General features: G+C 67.4%; 12 protein-coding genes. 4 read left to right on the top strand and 8 right to left on the bottom strand.

The genetic code is table 11. The annotated features are described in order from the left end of the window. Positions 1 to 177: 177 nt before the first annotated feature. Positions 178 to 465 carry a hypothetical protein gene (locus ASG77_RS15150; protein ID WP_056346927.1) on the bottom strand — a complete coding sequence of 96 codons (288 nt, stop codon included), beginning with the start codon at positions 463 to 465 and terminating at the stop codon, positions 178 to 180. A gap of 470 nt (positions 466 to 935) precedes the next feature. On the opposite strand from ASG77_RS15150, the gene ASG77_RS15145 reads away from it, so the two are divergent. Together ASG77_RS15145 and ASG77_RS15140 are read left to right on the top strand one after the other, a co-directional pair. Further along, positions 936 to 1832: a ketopantoate reductase family protein gene (locus tag ASG77_RS15145; protein ID WP_056346925.1), complete on the top strand. Its 897-nt coding sequence runs from the start codon at positions 936 to 938 to the stop codon at positions 1830 to 1832. A 90-nt stretch (positions 1833 to 1922) separates the two neighbouring features. Further along, entirely contained in the window at positions 1923 to 2879 is a 957-nt protein-coding gene (locus tag ASG77_RS15140; protein ID WP_056347356.1) for a lipid kinase, read from the top strand. Positions 2880 to 2900: 21 nt separating this feature from the next. On the opposite strand, the gene ASG77_RS15135 is transcribed toward ASG77_RS15140, so the two are convergent. From ASG77_RS15135 to ASG77_RS15105, 7 genes are all read right to left on the bottom strand, one after another. Continuing rightward, positions 2901 to 4265 (bottom strand): MFS transporter, encoded by a 1365-nt coding sequence (locus ASG77_RS15135; RefSeq protein WP_056346923.1) that lies wholly within the window; start codon positions 4263 to 4265, stop codon positions 2901 to 2903. A 133-nt stretch (positions 4266 to 4398) separates the two neighbouring features. Further along, positions 4399 to 4830, bottom strand: a complete 432-nt coding sequence (locus ASG77_RS15130; RefSeq protein WP_056346921.1) for an ester cyclase — start codon at positions 4828 to 4830, stop codon at positions 4399 to 4401. Positions 4831 to 4968: 138 nt separating this feature from the next. Further along, positions 4969 to 5475, bottom strand: coding sequence for a hypothetical protein (locus ASG77_RS15125; RefSeq protein ID WP_056346919.1), 507 nt, complete (start codon positions 5473 to 5475; stop codon positions 4969 to 4971). A gap of 41 nt (positions 5476 to 5516) precedes the next feature. Next, positions 5517 to 6971 carry an MFS transporter gene (locus ASG77_RS15120; protein WP_056346917.1) on the bottom strand — a complete coding sequence of 485 codons (1455 nt, stop codon included), beginning with the start codon at positions 6969 to 6971 and terminating at the stop codon, positions 5517 to 5519. Between the two features lie 49 nt (positions 6972 to 7020). Then, complete coding sequence (locus ASG77_RS15115; RefSeq protein WP_056346915.1) at positions 7021 to 8514, bottom strand: NAD-dependent succinate-semialdehyde dehydrogenase; 1494 nt, start codon at positions 8512 to 8514, stop codon at positions 7021 to 7023. A 57-nt stretch (positions 8515 to 8571) separates the two neighbouring features. Beyond that, complete coding sequence (locus ASG77_RS15110) at positions 8572 to 11658, bottom strand: FAD-binding and (Fe-S)-binding domain-containing protein (protein WP_056346912.1); 3087 nt, start codon at positions 11656 to 11658, stop codon at positions 8572 to 8574. Between the two features lie 8 nt (positions 11659 to 11666). Beyond that, entirely contained in the window at positions 11667 to 12944 is a 1278-nt protein-coding gene (locus ASG77_RS15105; protein WP_056346910.1) for an aspartate aminotransferase family protein, read from the bottom strand. Between the two features lie 128 nt (positions 12945 to 13072). Here ASG77_RS15105 and ASG77_RS15100 point away from each other — a divergent pair, with 128 nt between their 5' ends. Next, positions 13073 to 14038, top strand: coding sequence for a D-2-hydroxyacid dehydrogenase (locus tag ASG77_RS15100; RefSeq protein ID WP_056346908.1), 966 nt, complete (start codon positions 13073 to 13075; stop codon positions 14036 to 14038). Between the two features lie 100 nt (positions 14039 to 14138). Continuing rightward, entirely contained in the window at positions 14139 to 15320 is a 1182-nt protein-coding gene (locus ASG77_RS15095) for a M24 family metallopeptidase (RefSeq protein WP_056346906.1), read from the top strand. The last annotated feature ends 1 nt before the right edge of the window (position 15321 follow it).

Raw genomic sequence — 15321 nt, 5'->3', positions numbered from 1 at the left:
CAGCGTCCGGGCCCCGTGGCTGAGCGAGTGGATGGCGGCCAAGCAGGAGGCGAAGGCGGCGGTGGCGGGGTAGCTGCCCGGCTGGCACGAAAAAGGAGGCCGACGACGACACCCAGTGTCGCCGTCGGCCTCCTTTTAAGCCCGCGGTGGCGCTATCCCACGCAGGGCGCCTGGGCTCTATGCCGCCATTGGAAGCGATACATAGCTGCCCTCGATGACGCCGGCGGCAACAACGGGAGTGCCGTCTACTGTGACATAGCTGCCACGGGTGACGGGGGCCAGGTTTCGGCCGCCAGCGACGGTGACGTAGCTGCCCTCGACGCCGGCGGGGACTCTGCCGGCGGGGAGAGTCACGTAGCTGCCGCCGCGCACTGCGGTGTCAGCGGCAGTGATCCGGGTGGCGTTCTTGAGAGTGGTTTCGGTGGTGGATGAGGAGGTTGCGGGGCGTTCGGTCAGCAAAGTCATGGGTTCTCCGTGGGGTTTCGGGATAAGGGCCATACAGGTTCTTGTGCCGCTCAAGCAGGAGGGCGGTTGCGCGTCGTGTCGCTTGCCCCGCTGGCCCGGGTATGTTCACCGGTGCGGTACTCAAGGGCTACGGTGGCCTGTACCTAACTTTACAGGCTTAATGTGAGCTACTCAGAATAAGGTGGGAAGGCTCACGTTTACGCAAGGCGGCTACGGATAACCACGTCATCCCCTACACGGCGCGAGCGTCCGGGCCCCGTGGCTGAGCGAGTGGATGCAGGCCAAGCAGGAGGCGAAGGCGGCGGTGGCGGGGTAGCTGCCCGGGCCCAGGTTGCTGCGGTTAGGTGCCGCGGGTGGGAGGTCCTGCTGAAACCGCCTAGCCTTGGGACATCGGATACGAAGCCTCGTCAGCTGTTCCCTGGCTCCTATGCCCGGTCAACATCCCTGAACACCCGGAAAGGTATGCACCCATGCGGATACTCGTCGTCGGAGCCGGAGCCACAGGCGGGGCGTTCGGCACGCTCCTGCAGGAAGCGGGACGGGATGTCACCTATTTGGTGCGGCCGCGCAAGCAGGAGGTCCTTCGCCGCGACGGGTTACGCTTCATCTCCCCCACCGCTGACCGGACGCACCCGGTAAAAACCATCACGGCACCGGACAGCTCAGAGGCCTTCGATCTGATCCTCGTCACGGTCAAAGCCACCGCGTTTGAGGGCGTCCTCGGCGAGATTGGCGCTTTCGTGGGGGCTGGAACCAGCATCATCCCCATCCTCAACGGCATGGCCCATGTGGACCGGCTTGAGCAGTTGTACCCGGGCCAGGTGCTCGGCGGCCTGGCCCGGATCGTCGCCACTCTTGACGGCGATGTGGTCCGACAGCAGATGCCCCTCACTTCCCTCACGGTGGGCGGGCTGAACGGAAACCCTGTCCCCACGGATGTTTCCGAGGCTCTGGACGTGCCCGGCGTCGACTTCTCGGTAGTGGACGACGTAGCCGGCGCCCTGTGGGAGAAATGGGTATTCATCGCTGCCGCAGGAATCGTCAACTGCCTGTTCCGGGCGCCGGTTGGACGGATCATCGAGGCCGGCGGGCGGTCCAGGATCCTGGAGGCCATCAGTGAAACCGAAGCTGTGGCGGCCGCGGCAGGACATCCCGTTTCCGACGCCGGCCATGCACAAGCGGTCGGCATACTGGCTCAACCGGGATCCGCATTCACTTCCTCCCTGTACCGGGACCTCAGCGCAGGGCTCCCATCGGAAGCCGAACACATCCTCGGCGACCTTGCCGGCAGGGCCCGCAGCCTCAACGCCCCGACGCCACTGCTGGACCTCACCCTCATCCAGATCAGGGCCGGCCTGCCAACCTGAACCACTCCGGCGCGGCCAGCACGCGGCGGAGGCGAAGGCTGCGGTGGCGGGGTAGAGGAAATCACAGGTCCACCGCCTAACATGGCCCACATGAAGGCTGCCCGGGACGCACGCTCTGCCGCCGTTGTAATCAACGCCGGATCACGCCGAGGGGCGGCACACGAACTTGCCGTGGACACGATGCGCAAGGCAGGCGTTCCGGTCTCCTCCGTCCACCATGTGCGCTCGGGGGCAGACCTGGCCGGGGCGCTTGACCGCGTGCTTGCGGACGGGCACGATCTGGTGGTTGTCGGCGGCGGCGACGGGACTGTGTCCTACGCCGCCGGTCGGGTTGCCGGCACCAACGTTGTGCTCGGCGTTCTTCCGCTGGGCACCGCCAACGACTTCGCCCGCACGCTGGAGATACCCAACAATCTTGCCGATGCATGCGCTGCCGTCGCCGACGGGAAGGTGGTGGACATCGACCTCGGCCGGGCCAACGGCGAGCCATTCCTCAACGTAGCGTCCGTGGGCCTGTCGGTGGCTGTTACCGAAGCGCTCAGCCCCCGCCTGAAGCGGCTTCTCGGGCCGCTGGCCTACGGCATTGCCACCCTGCGCGCTTATACCGGGCACAAGGCGTTCCGGGCCCGGCTCGAGTTCCCGGACGGGGACCACGAGACGATGGAGTTCGACAACCTGCTTCAGGTGGCGGTCGGCAATGGCCGGCACTACGGCGGCGGCAACACGGTCTCCCCGACGGCTGGAATCGACGATCACACCCTTGACATCTACGCCATCCTGGCGGGGCCGCTCCGGGAGCACGTGAGTATCGCACGGTTGCTCAAGGACGGCAGCTTCATCGAACACGACCGGGTGTACCACCTGACCAGCCGTGCTGTCCGGCTGGTCACCGAGCAGCCGCTGCCGGTGAACCTCGACGGCGAGATCGCCACCACGACGCCTACCGACTTCACCGTCCAGCGCAACGCCGTCCACGTCGTGGTGCCCCAGAGCAGCACGAGCGCGCTGTTCGACGGACCGGGCGCCGCGAACTGGCCGCCCACGTGAACGCGCATTAGCTCACCGCACCTAAACCCCCGGTTTCCGCTTCCACGCCACCGCCAATCCCAGCACCACGGCACCCAGCCCCAGCATCACCAGGACCATCAGTCCCCAGTTCGCCTGGTTTACGCCTGGCCCGTACAGCACACCGATCAGCACCGTCGCCGTGATGGCCCCAAGGTAGCGGCAGGTCTGGAAAATACCGGCCGCCACTCCCCTCTCCTCCGGCCGGGCAGACACATACAGGCCCTGGTTCGACGACGTGCTCACCACCCCGTACGGCACACCCATCAACGCGGTCAGCACAAACACCAACGGCGGCCACAGGGACAACGTCAACGCCCCCAGCCCGCCCGAGGCCACCAGCAGGATCAGCGCACCGGCAATCAACACCGGACGCACGCCGAACCGCTCAATCAGCCGAACCGTCACCGGGGTGACCACCACGGACATCGCCGCCAGGGGCAGCATCAGCAAGCCCACCAGCCCGGCGTCGTAACGTCCCGCCTCCTGCAGCAGCTGCGGCAGGCCGAAGAACGCAAAGTAGTAGACGCCGCTGAAGACCACGAACACCAGATACACCAGCAGCAGCGGCCGGTTCCGGCCCAGCAGCCGCAAGTCAAGGAACGGCGGGCGGAAGCGCAGCTCCCGCCATGCGAACAGCGCGGCAATGACGGTTGCGGCGCCCAGGAGCCACCACCGGTAGCCCGGCATCACGTTCAGCAGCGCCATCATCGCGAGCATCAGCGAGGCGACGAAGGCCAGGATGCCGGGGATGTCGGAGTCCCGGATCAGGGTGGAGAGCTTCCCGGTTTCGCGTCCGGAATCGGCCGGCGCGGCCCGGTGCACCACAATCAGCGCCAGCAGCGCGAGCGGCACGTTGACGGCGAACAGCGCCTGCCAACCCAGCAGGCTCACCAACAAACCGCCGACGACGGGTCCCACCGCGGCCGCCGACGTGTTCGCCATCTGGATCCGGCCCAGCGGACGGGTGGACGGCAGCTTCGCCAGCCGGCTCAGTTCGGTGACCATCACGACGGCGGACGGGTACGCCGTCGCCGTCCCCACAGCCATGAGCGCGCGGGCCACGCAGACCAGCGCAAAGTTGGGCGCAAACGGAGCCAGCGCGCACGTCACCGCCACCAGTGCCATCCCGAACGTGAACAGGCGGCGCGGCCCAAAACGGTCCGCAAGCCTGCCCATCAGCGGCTGCCCGGCTGCGGACGCGAGGTAGAACGAGGTGATCACCCAGGTAACGGTGGCGACGTCGAGCGCGAAATCCTCCCGCAGAACCACCAGGGCGACGGCGATCATGGACGAGTTCAGCGGGTTCAGGGAGGTGCCCAGGCTGAGCGCGGCGATCGCGAGGCCGGGACGGGGTTTGTGCGTCACGCCCCTAAGTCTGGTGCATGGTTGCCTTGGGTCACGAACCTAGTCCGGGGCGTGCGGCGAGTCGAGCTCGCCGCAAACCGGCGAAAGGCTCACCACCCCCTGGGCGCCGGCGCTGGCCAGCCTCGTGCCCCGGTCACATCCCGGGCATCAGCCCAAGCTGCCCCATCAGTGCGGCAACATCCGGATGGGCGCGGAACGAGGCGATCTTTCCGTCGGTGACGGAAGCGAAATAGGTTCCTGTTCCCACTACGGATTTGCCCGTGGCCGGAATTTCCTGGTCCCCCATCCGCACCGGACCGGTGTTCGTGCCGGTGAATTCCACCTCCGCCGCCACCTCGTCATCGCTGACCACCCGCCGGGTGGCCCTGATGCGCATATCCGGAAACGCCATGAACCAGGTGTCCATGTAGGCCTGGACCTGCTCCCGCGTGCGGAACGGCTCAGGGGCCATCACGTCCGTAAAAATGAAATCATCGGCCAGCAGGTCGGCGAACGCCGCCGTATCGTGCTGGTCCCAGGCCGCCATTCCGCGGTCGTCAAGCTGCTCTACTTCGGCGCGTGACATCACTAATCTCCTCCTTGAAATGTCCTGATGCGCCTCATGTTAGACCGCTGGAACCCGCAGTCAATGGTTAGTTGCTACCTGGGCGCAGGTCAGCCGGATGGCGCCCGCACCCAACCCTGGTACCGCCGTCGTACTCCCTTACTCCGGGGCGTGCGGCGGGTTCAGTTCGCCGGCAATCTTCACTTCCAGCGCAGCTACCGTGGCCTCGGGCAGGACGATGAGACCGTCCAGCTCGCACCGGGCGCGCTTGTAGGCTGTCTGCCGCTCCGCCGGTGTGGCGGCATTGTCCGAGGCGATGTTGAGCAGCTTCCTGGCCGTTGCCAGCCGCTGGCGTTCGGGCCCCGTGAAATTGCTGTCCTTGATCCGCTTGGCTTCCCGTTCCGCGACGTCGAACGCCAGCTCGAAGCTGTGTACGGCCGCCCGGTACTCCGCCAGCCGGGCCGCCGTCGTCATCTCCTCCGGTGTGGCCGGCCGCAGACCGTCAGCCTCCCGCTTGGCATCATGCGCTGCCATCAGGGCGGCGACCTGGGCCTGGCTGGCCTGTTCGGCCTGCACCGCCTGGTTCTTGAGCTTGTAGAGCTCCAGACGGCGACGGTGCCGGCGTTCGCTGGCCTTGGACCACTGCCTTGCCCACCCGGCAACCATCGGTGCCCAACCCGGGCACCGGCGTCGTGCTTTACGGACTCTCAGATCTGAGCGCTGGCGCGGCGGGACTCGGCGTCCTTCCGGTTCTGTTCCAGAAAACCGGGCTTCGGGAAGCCGACCGATTCGGGGGCGCCGGGGAGGGTCTCGCCGCGGAGCGTGGCCTGCGCGGTCTCCCGCATGCACAGGACGCTCACCAGGCCGATCACGCCGGCAATCGCCATGTACCAGCCGGGCACCAGCTGGTTCCCGGTGGTTTCGATCAGCTGGTTCGCGATGGTCTGGGACGGGCCGGCGAAGAATGCCGTGGAGAAGTTGTAGGCGATGGCAAAGCCGGTGTAGCGCACGGCCGTGGGAAACAGCGCGGGCAGCGTGGAGGACACCGAAGCCACCAGGATCACCAGCAGGAGCCCCAGCACCGCCAGGCCCAGGAACTGCAGGGCCACGTTGGGCAGGCCCAGCAGCATGACGGCCGGGACGGACAGCAGCGTGTACCCGGCAGCAGCCACCAGCAGCAGCGGCTTGCGGCCGAACCGGTCAGAGAGCGCACCCACCGGCGGAATGGCCACCAGCATCATGGCCATGATGGCCACGAGCATCCAGTTGCCCTGTGACGTGCTGTGCCCCAGCTGTCCGCTCAGGTACGTGGGCATGTACCCGAGGATCAGGTAGAACGCCACGTTCAGCAGGACCACGAATCCTGCCAGCACCAGCAGCTGGCGCCAGTTGTGCCTGAGCGCGTGCCGCAGCGGCGAGCGCATGGTCTCCCGGTGCTCGGATGCTTCGGAGAACACCGGCGCCTCCACCAGCCGGGTCCGGATCCAGAGGGCGGTGAGCCCCAGCGGGATGGTCAGCAGGAACGGCACACGCCACCAGCCGTCCTCCATGCCCTGGTCCCCCACCACGGCAATCAGCGAGGTGCAGACGATGGCCGCCAGGATGAATCCCACGGTGGTGCCGAACTCCAGGAACGAGCCCAGGAAGCCGCGGCGCCGGTCCGGCGCGGACTCGGCCATGTAAACGGCCGCGCCGCCATATTCGCCGCCGGCCGAGAAACCCTGCACCAGGCGGCAAATCAGCAGCAGCACGGGGGCCAGCAAGCCTACGGTCTCCAGCGTGGGCAACAGGCCGATGGCACCGGTGGCCAGCGTCATCAGGGTCACGGTGAGGACCATGACCTTCTGCCGGCCCACCCGGTCACCCAGCGGCCCCAGAATCAGGCCGCCCAGGGGCCGGACCAGGAAGGACAGCGCCAGGGTGGCGAGGGTCAGCGTGACGCCAAGGCCCCCGTCGCCCTCCACTGAACCGAAGAAGTTCGTGGCCATGTAAATCGTCAGGTAGCCGTAGACGCCGTAGTCAAACCACTCCACCGCGTTGCCCAGGGCTGACCCCAGGATAGAGCGGCGGAGGGAACGTTTGCCCTCTTCAGTGCAGGGCTCAGCACCTGGTGCGTTGAGTGGTTCAGGATGCCTGTTGGAAACGGGCTGGGGACTGGTCATCGTTGGTTCGTCCTTGAAGGGGGTAGTTTTCGCTTGCATCGCGGCGGCCTCAGCCGCGGGGCACGGCCATGTATTTGGTTTCGAGGAACTCCTCGATGCCCACGCGCCCGCCCTCTCGGCCCAGGCCCGAAGCCTTGATCCCGCCGAAGGGTGCTGCCGGGTTGGAGACAATTCCGGTGTTCAATCCAACCATGCCTACCTCGAGGGCGTCACCCATGCGGAAGCCGCGGTCCACGTCCTGCGTGAAGAGGTAGCCCACCAGGCCCCACGGGGTGTCGTTGGCCAGCCGGGTGACTTCCTCTTCGGTGTCGAACGGCACCACCGGGGCCACCGGGCCGAAGATCTCCTGGCTCATCAGGTCCGACTCTGCGCTGACGCCGGAGAGGACCGTGGGGCTGTAGAAATAGCCGGGACGGTCCGGGCGGGACCCGCCGCAAACCACGGTTGCGCCCTTGGCCACCGCATCGTCCACGAGCTCCTGCACCTTGGTCAGCGCCTTTTCTTCCACGAGGGGTCCGACGTCGGTCCCCTCCTCGGCGCCGTCGCCCACCTGCAGTGCGCTGAGGCGTGCAGCCAGCCGGCGGGCAAATTCGTCGGCGATGGGACGCTGGACGAACAACCGGTTGGCTGCCGTGCAGGCCTCGCCCATGTTGCGCATCTTGGCCGCCACAGCACCATCCACGGCACGGTCGAGGTCCGCATCCTCGAACACGATGAACGGCGCGTTGCCGCCCAGTTCCATGGAAGAGCGCATCACGTGCTCGGCTGCCTGCTTCAGCAGGCGGACGCCCACGTCGGTGGAGCCGGTAAAGCTGACCTTGCGGGCGATCCCGCTGGACATCCACGGGGATACCACGTCAGCGGCCTTGGTGGTGCAGACAACGTTCAGGACACCCTTGGGCAGGCCGGCCTCGATGAGGATGTCCACGAGTGCCAGCGAGGACAGCGGGGTCAGGTTGGCCGGCTTGAATACCATGGTGCAGCCTGCAGCGATCGCGGGACCGATCTTCCGGGTGCCCATGGCCAGCGGAAAGTTCCAGGGGGTGACCAGAACGCACGGTCCCACCGGCTGCTTGGAGACCAGGATGCGGTTCTTGCCGTCGCCGGTGGTGGTGACGTCGCCGCCGATACGGACCGCTTCCTCGGAGAACCAGCGGAAGAACTCTGCAGCATAGGCCACTTCGCCCTGGGCCTCGGCGAAGGGCTTGCCCATCTCGGAGGTCATGATGAGGGCCAGTTCGTCCTGGCGGGCCATGATCAGGTCGTAGGCGCGGCGGAGGATCTCGCTGCGTTCCCGCGGCGCGGTCCTGGCCCATTCTTCCTGGACCCGGCCGGCGGTTTCGATGGCCCGGCGGGCGTCCTCCGGGCCGCCGTCGGCCACGGTGGCGATAACTTCCTCGGTGGCGGGGTTGATCACGTCGAACCGGGCGCCGGACGCGGCTTCCGTCCATTCGCCGTCGATGAAGAGGCCGGTGTTGACCTTGGCGATTGCGTCCAGGGCGCGCTGCGAGATGCCGGCGGTCTGGGTTGTCTGGGTTGTCATGTCGGGAATCCTTTTCGTTGAAGATGGGGCAAAGTGTGGGTCAGCCTGCAATGGTGGTCAGGCTCGTTCTGGAGTTGTTTGTCCTGGGTCCAGGAGCTGGGCGATATGCCGCCCGGGCCGTTCGGCATCGATCTGCTTGACCTGCATGGCGCAGGAGAACCCGTCGGTGAGCACCACCGAATCGGTACGCGTGGTGCGCAGCGCCGGCGCGAGGGACTGCTCGGCAACCTTCATGCTGATGTCGTAATGCTCCTTCTCGAACCCGAAGTTCCCGGCCACACCGCAGCAGCCGGTGGCATCCACCACGTCCGCGACGCCCATGGCGGCCAGTGCGCCGCGCTGGGTTTTGGCACCGAACACCGAGTATTCGTGGCAGTGCGTCTGCAGCACCACCTGTTCCGGAAGCGGCGCCGCCGGCGCGGGCGTCCAGCCCGCAGCGGCCAGTTCACCCACGTGCTGGGCGAAGCTGCGGACCCTCGCCGCCACCCGGCGTGCCTGGTCCGTGTGGACCAGCTCGGGCAGGTCCTTCCGCAGCGCCGCGGCACAGCTGGGCTCCACCACCACGATGGGACGGTCCGTGCCGTCGTCCAGGACCTCGGCAGCGTTGGCCATCAGCCTTTTGGCCGTGTCCAGCTGCCCGGTGGAGATCCACGTCAGCCCGCAGCACGCGTCGGCCGAGCATTCGGTGGGCTCCCCCGTGCCGGCGAGCACGCGGGCCGCGGCGCCGGCCACCTCCGGCCGGAAGCCCTTGGTGAAGGTGTCCACAAAGAGCACGACGCCGGCTCCCGCACCACCGAGGGGACGGTCACCGCCGGGGCGCGTCCCGCCGTCGTTCTTCCGTTCCGGCGCCTTCCGTCCCTGTGCGTTCCGCGCGGGCATCTTCACGCCGGCCGCGGCGACCTCCTTGCGCCATTCACCGTCGCCGGCGAACCGGGGCAGGTCCCGGTGGGTGGTGAGGCCGCCCAGCACGGCGGCCAGTTTGCCCAGCGGCGTTGCCAGGACGGCGTTGACCAGCGGCGCTACGCGGCCCGTGATCTTCAACCAGCGCGGCAGCCAGCCCAGGGAGAAGTGCGAGAGCGGGCGCAGGCGGCCCCGGTAGTAGTTGTCGAAGAACTCGGATTTGTAGGTGGCCATGTCCACGCCCGTTGGGCAGTCGCTGGAGCAGGCCTTGCAGGACAGGCACAGGTCCAGCGCCTCACGGACCTCCTCGGACTTCCAGCCCTCCTCCACCGTGCGGGCGCCGCGGACCATGTCCTGCAGCACGCGGGACCGGCCCCGGGTGGAGTCCTTCTCGTCGCCTGTGGCCCTGTAGCTGGGGCACATCACGCCACCGGAGTCGGTGCGGCAACGGCCCACGCCGATGCACGCCTGGATGGCGTGGATCCAGGGATCCAGGCCGCTGCCGGCTGAACCGGCCGGGTTGTCCGTCTCGCTGGCGGAGCCGCCGCCGGCGTGGAGCGGCCGCAGATCAAAACTGGTGCGCCACTCGCGCTGCGGCACGCCGTCCAGCGCCAGGTTCTCATCCAGCGGATCAGGATCTGTGAGGGATCCCGGGTTCAGGATGGCCGCGGGGTCCCACAGCCTGCGGAAATCCGAGAATGCCGCCAGCATCCGTGCTGAATACATCAGCGGAAGCAGCTGCGAGCGGGCCCTGCCGTCGCCGTGTTCGCCGGAGAGCGAGCCGCCGTGGCGGACCACCAGCTTCGCTGCCTCGGCGGAGAACCGGCGGAACACCTCGCGGCCTTCCTCGGTGCGCAGGTCGTAGGTGATGCGGATGTGCATGCAGCCGGCGCCGAAGTGCCCGTACATGATCCCCTGCAGCCCGAAGCTGTCCAGCAGTCCACGGAAATCGGCCAGGTAGTCAGCCAGGTTTTCCGGTGCGACGGCCGAATCTTCCCAACCGGGCCAGGACTCGCCGCCGGTGGACAGCCGGGCTGAGAGCCCGGCGCCGTCCTCGCGGACCCGCCACAGCGAGCCGCGTTCCACGGCGTCCGGAACCGGGCGGCCCGCCACCAGGCGGCCGTTTTCCCGGAGCCGGGCCAGCAGCCGGTCAGCCTCGGCCCGCACCTGGGCCGGGTCATCGCCGTCGAGGTCCACGTACAGCCAGGCCTTGCCTTCCGGCAGGCCCAGTACAGCGTCCGCGCCGCGCCGGAAGCGCATGGTGTCCACGATGGCCTCGTCGATGCCTTCCACGGCGGCCGGTGAAAACTCCAGGATGGTGGTGATGTCCCGTGCCGCGTCCACCACGTCCGCATAGCCGAGGCAGACCAGCAGCGCGCTGGCTGGCTTGGGCACCAGCTTCATCCGCGCCCCGGTCACGACAACGCAGGTCCCTTCGGACCCCGCCAGTGCGCGTGCCACGTTGAAACCCTTTTCCGGCAGGAGGTTGTCCAAGTGGTACCCGGAAACCTGCCGCTGGATCCGGCCCAGCTCGACCCGGAACTCGGCCAGGTTGGTGTGGGCCAGTTCCCTAAGCGAGTCGGTGAGCGCGGCGGCGCGCACCACTGCGGCCCTGTCGGCAGGGTCGGTGGCACGCAGCCCGGTGGCGGTGGCGGTGAGGCGGGCGCCGTCGGTAGTGACGACGTCGATCTCCACCACGTGGTCCGACGTGCGGCCATAACGCACGGAGTGGTTCCCGCACGCATCGTTGCCGATGGAACCGCCCACTGTGGCGCGGTTCTTGGACGACGGGTCCGGAGCGAACGTGAAGCGGTTGGCCGTGGCCTGCTCCACCTCGCGGGAAAGCACCGCCAGCACCACCCCGGGATCCACCGAGACGGTTCCGGCGGCCTCGTCGATCCCATGGATCCGGTTCATGTGGCGCGAGAAATCCAGCACCACGCCGGGGCCGATCGCGTTGCCGGCCATTGAGGTGCCCCCGCCGCGGCTGATCAGCGGGGTGCCGGTTTCCCGGCACGCCGCCAGCGTTCCCACCACGTCCTCCACGGACCGTGGAAACACTACGGCCTGCGGCTGCACGCGGTAGTTGGAGGCGTCGTAGGAATACTCGGCCAGCCGCCGCGGTGAAGCATCCGCGTCGATTCCGGCCTCGGTCAGCCGCTGCAGGATCCGCTCCCGGGCCGGTTCAGGCACGGTAGAAGACACGACGGCGTCTGCGGCGTCGGGCAGGGAAGAAACAGTCATGTCGCGGCTCAGGCTCCGGCGGTGGCGGGGACGGCACCGACGACGGCACCGACGGCGGCTTCGAAGCGATCCAGGCCGGTGGCGATCTCTTCGGCGGTGACAACCAGCGCCGGGATGAGCCGGACTACGTTGCCGGCAGGGCCGCAGGTCAGGGTCAGCAGGCCCTGGTCTGTGGTGGCCTGCTGGATTGCGGCGGCCGTGGCGGCGTCGGGCTTGCCGTCCTCGCCGGTGAACTCAATGCCCTGCATGAGGCCGCGGCCGCGCACGTCGCCTATCACCGGGAAGCGCTGTTGGATCTCTTTGAGACCGAACTGGAGCTGCTCGCCGCGGATCCGGGAGTTCTCCACCAGGCCTTCCTCCTTGACCACTTCGAGGGTGGCGACGCCGGCCGCGGCGGACACCGCGTTGCCGCCGTAGGTGCCGCCCTGGGAGCCGGGCCAGGCCTTGGACATGGTTTCGGTGGAGGCGGCAATGGCGGAAATCGGGAAGCCGGAGGCGATGCCCTTGGCAGTAATGATGATGTCCGGGGTGGCAGCGGAGTACTGGTGGCCCCAGAACTTACCGGTGCGGCCCACGCCTGCCTGGACCTCGTCGAAGATGAGCTGGATGCCGTACTTGTCCGCCCGTTCGCGCAGGCCCTCCATGAAGGCCGGCGGGGTGGGCAGGTAGCCGCCGTCGCCCAGTGCGGGCTCAATCAGGAAAGCGGCGGTGTCATTGGGTGCGGTGCGGGTCTGCAGCAGGTAGTCCAGTTCCTGCAGGGCGAACTCCACTGCCAGGGCCTCGTCCCAGCCGTAGCGGTAGGCGTACGGGAAGGCGGACATGTGGACGCCGGACATCAGCGGGGAGAAACCGGCGGAGAATTTGGTGCCGGCGGTGGTCAGGGAGGCAGCCGCAACGGTACGGCCGTGGAAGCCGCCCTGGAAGACCACGATGTTGGGGCGGGCGGTGGCCATGCGGGCCAGCCGGATCGCCGCCTCCACTGCCTCGGAACCGGAGTTGGCGTAGAAGACGGAATCCAGGCCAGCCGGGAGGACTTCGCCGAGCTTTTCGGTCAGTTCCAGCAGCGGCTTGTGCATCACGGTGGTGTATTGGGCGTGGATGATCTTGCCCACCTGCTCGCGGGCTGCAGCCACCACTTTCGGGTGGCAGTGGCCGGTGCTGGTCACGCCGATGCCGGTGGTGAAGTCCAGGTAGTCTTTTCCATCGGTCCCGTGGATCCAGCTGCCAAGGGCGTGATCCACGATGATCGGTGTTGCTTGCTTGAGTGCGGGGCTGAGGGAAGTCATGCATTCCATGATGCACGTCACATCTGTTTATTGTCAACAATCCTAATATCGCGTAGGGTTGTGGCGTGAGTAACACTGATAATCAAAGCCGGCCCTCTACGGCCCCGGCTGAAGCACCCGGCTCAACGATGCCCCGGGTGGTGGTACTGGTAGCCGAAGGGCAGCCCCGCCCTTGTAACCTCGCCGCCATCGAGCAACTGGCCGACGTGGTCCTCACGGATGCAGCCGGCCTCGCGGAGGCCTCCCGCGGCGCAGACATCCTGTTCCTTTGGGACTTCTTCTCGTCGGCACTCCGCGAGGCGTGGCCGTCCGCCGATTCCCTTAAATGGGTGCACGTGGCGGCAGCCGGAGTAGACGCCATGATGTTCGAGGAACTGCGCTCCTCGGATGTGGTGGTGACGAATGCGCATGGAACGTTCGACCAGCCGATCGCGGAATTCGTCCTGGCCTCCATCCTGGCGCACGACAAGCAACTGCATCGCAGCAAGGCGCTGCAGCAGCAGGCCATCTGGCAGCACCGCGAAGTCACCCGCACCGGGGGCTCCCGGACCCTGGTGGTGGGTACCGGCGGAATCGGCCGGGCCACGGCCCGGCTGCTCCGCGCGGTAGGCATCGAGGTCCGCGGCGTGGGCCGCACGGCCCGTGACGACGATCCTGACTTCGGCACCGTCCTCGCCAGCGAAGACCTGGCCGCGCATGCGGGATGGGCGGACCACGTGGTGCTCATTGCACCCTTGACGGACCAGACCCGGAACATGATGGACCGGGAAGTCCTTGCCGCCATGAAGCCGTCGGCACACCTCATCAACGTGGGCCGGGGCGCCCTGGTGGATGAGCCCGCGGTGATCGAGGCGCTCCAGGGCGGCCGGATCGCGGCCGCGTCCCTGGACGTGTTCACCGAAGAGCCCGTCCCCGCCTCGCATCCATTCTGGGGCATGGACAACGTCCACATGTCCGCCCACATGTGCGGCGATGTGATCGGCTGGCGTGACGCACTGGCTCTCCAGTTCCATGCCAATCTTGAACGCTGGACCGCGGGTGAGCAGCTCACCAACGTGGTGGACAAGCAACGCGGCTACGTCAGCCGCCGCTAACCCTGCGCCGGACCTGGCCGCAGCGCTGCGGCCAGGTTTGTGTGAGCCGCACCACATGGCGTAAATTGTAAACAATCTACTAATCACCGGAGGTGTCTCTTTGCTGTTCAGCCAAGAGGAATATGATGCCCGGCTCGCCGGCGTCCGCTTGCGCATGGCCAGGCAAGGGCTGTCTGCCCTGCTGGTCACCGACCCTGCCAACATCTACTACCTGACCGGCTACAACGCCTGGTCGTTCTACACCCCGCAGCTGGTGTTCGTTCCTGCTGACGGCCCCATGCTGCTGTTCAGCCGGGCCATGGACGCCGGTGGGGCAACCCGCACCACCTGGCTGCCCCAGGAAAGCGTCGTCGGATACCCGGAGCAGTACGTCCACCGCCCCCACGTCCACCCCTTCGACTGGGTGGCATTCGCCCTGCGCGAGCGCCACCTCATCGCACCGGCGGCCAAGGGCTGCGTGGGACTGGAAATGGACTCGCACTTCTTCTCCCCCAAGGCTTACCGTTCGCTGGTGAACGCGATTCCCGAATGGACCCTCGTGGACAGCTTCGAACTGGTCAACTGGGTACGGTCCGTCAAGTCGCCCGCCGAGATCCAGCTGATGCGCGGTGCCGCGCAGGTGTGCATGGCGGCCATGGAGGCCGCAGTGGAGACGATCGACGTCGGCGTCCGCCAGTGCGATGCTGCAGCAGCCATCAGCAAGGCCCAGATCCAGGGCGCCAACGGCATCGGCGGGGACTACCCCGCCATCGTGCCGATGTTGCCCACCGGCGAAGCGGCAGACACCCCGCACCTGACCTGGAGCGAGGACCGATTCGAAGCCGGCCAGGCCGTAGTGATCGAGCTCGCCGGCGCCCATCACCGGTACCACACCCCGCTGGCGCGCACCCTGACCCTCGGCAAGAAGCCGGAGCGGCTCGCAAAGCTGGCTGACGCCGTCGCCGACGGCCTGAACGCCGTCCTGACCGAGGTGCAGCCCGGCGTCCCCGTCCGTGAACTGGCCCGCGCCTGGAACTGGACGCTGGCCAAACACGGCCTGGAAAAGCCGTCCCGCATCGGCTACTCGATCGGTATCGGCTACCCGCCGGACTGGGGCGAGCGCACCATCTCCATCCGCTCCGAGGAAGAATCCATCCTCCAGGAGAACATGACCTTCCACGTCATCGGAGGCATGTGGATGGACAACTACGGCTATGAACTCTCCGAATCCATCCGCGTCACCGCCGACGGGGTGGAAACCTTCACCAGCTTCCCCCGCGAACTTATCCAGAAAGGCGGCTAGG

Source organism: Arthrobacter sp. Soil762 (assembly GCF_001428335.1).
Taxonomy (GTDB): Bacteria; Actinomycetota; Actinomycetes; order Actinomycetales; family Micrococcaceae; genus Arthrobacter.
The sequence above is the reverse complement of the archived record's forward strand: the minus strand, read 5'-3'. Positions and strand labels throughout refer to the sequence as shown.

Coding starts and splice junctions, on each gene's coding strand:
- ASG77_RS15150 (WP_056346927.1), bottom strand. CDS start 465: ATGACTTTGCTGACCGAACGCCCCGCAACCTCCTCATCCACCACCGAA.
- ASG77_RS15145 (WP_056346925.1), top strand. CDS start 936: ATGCGGATACTCGTCGTCGGAGCCGGAGCCACAGGCGGGGCGTTCGGC.
- ASG77_RS15140 (WP_056347356.1), top strand. CDS start 1,923: ATGAAGGCTGCCCGGGACGCACGCTCTGCCGCCGTTGTAATCAACGCC.
- ASG77_RS15130 (WP_056346921.1), bottom strand. CDS start 4,830: ATGTCACGCGCCGAAGTAGAGCAGCTTGACGACCGCGGAATGGCGGCC.
- ASG77_RS15125 (WP_056346919.1), bottom strand. CDS start 5,475: ATGGTTGCCGGGTGGGCAAGGCAGTGGTCCAAGGCCAGCGAACGCCGG.
- ASG77_RS15120 (WP_056346917.1), bottom strand. CDS start 6,971: ATGACCAGTCCCCAGCCCGTTTCCAACAGGCATCCTGAACCACTCAAC.
- ASG77_RS15115 (WP_056346915.1), bottom strand. CDS start 8,514: ATGACAACCCAGACAACCCAGACCGCCGGCATCTCGCAGCGCGCCCTG.
- ASG77_RS15110 (WP_056346912.1), bottom strand. CDS start 11,658: ATGACTGTTTCTTCCCTGCCCGACGCCGCAGACGCCGTCGTGTCTTCT.
- ASG77_RS15105 (WP_056346910.1), bottom strand. CDS start 12,944: ATGACTTCCCTCAGCCCCGCACTCAAGCAAGCAACACCGATCATCGTG.
- ASG77_RS15100 (WP_056346908.1), top strand. CDS start 13,073: ATGCCCCGGGTGGTGGTACTGGTAGCCGAAGGGCAGCCCCGCCCTTGT.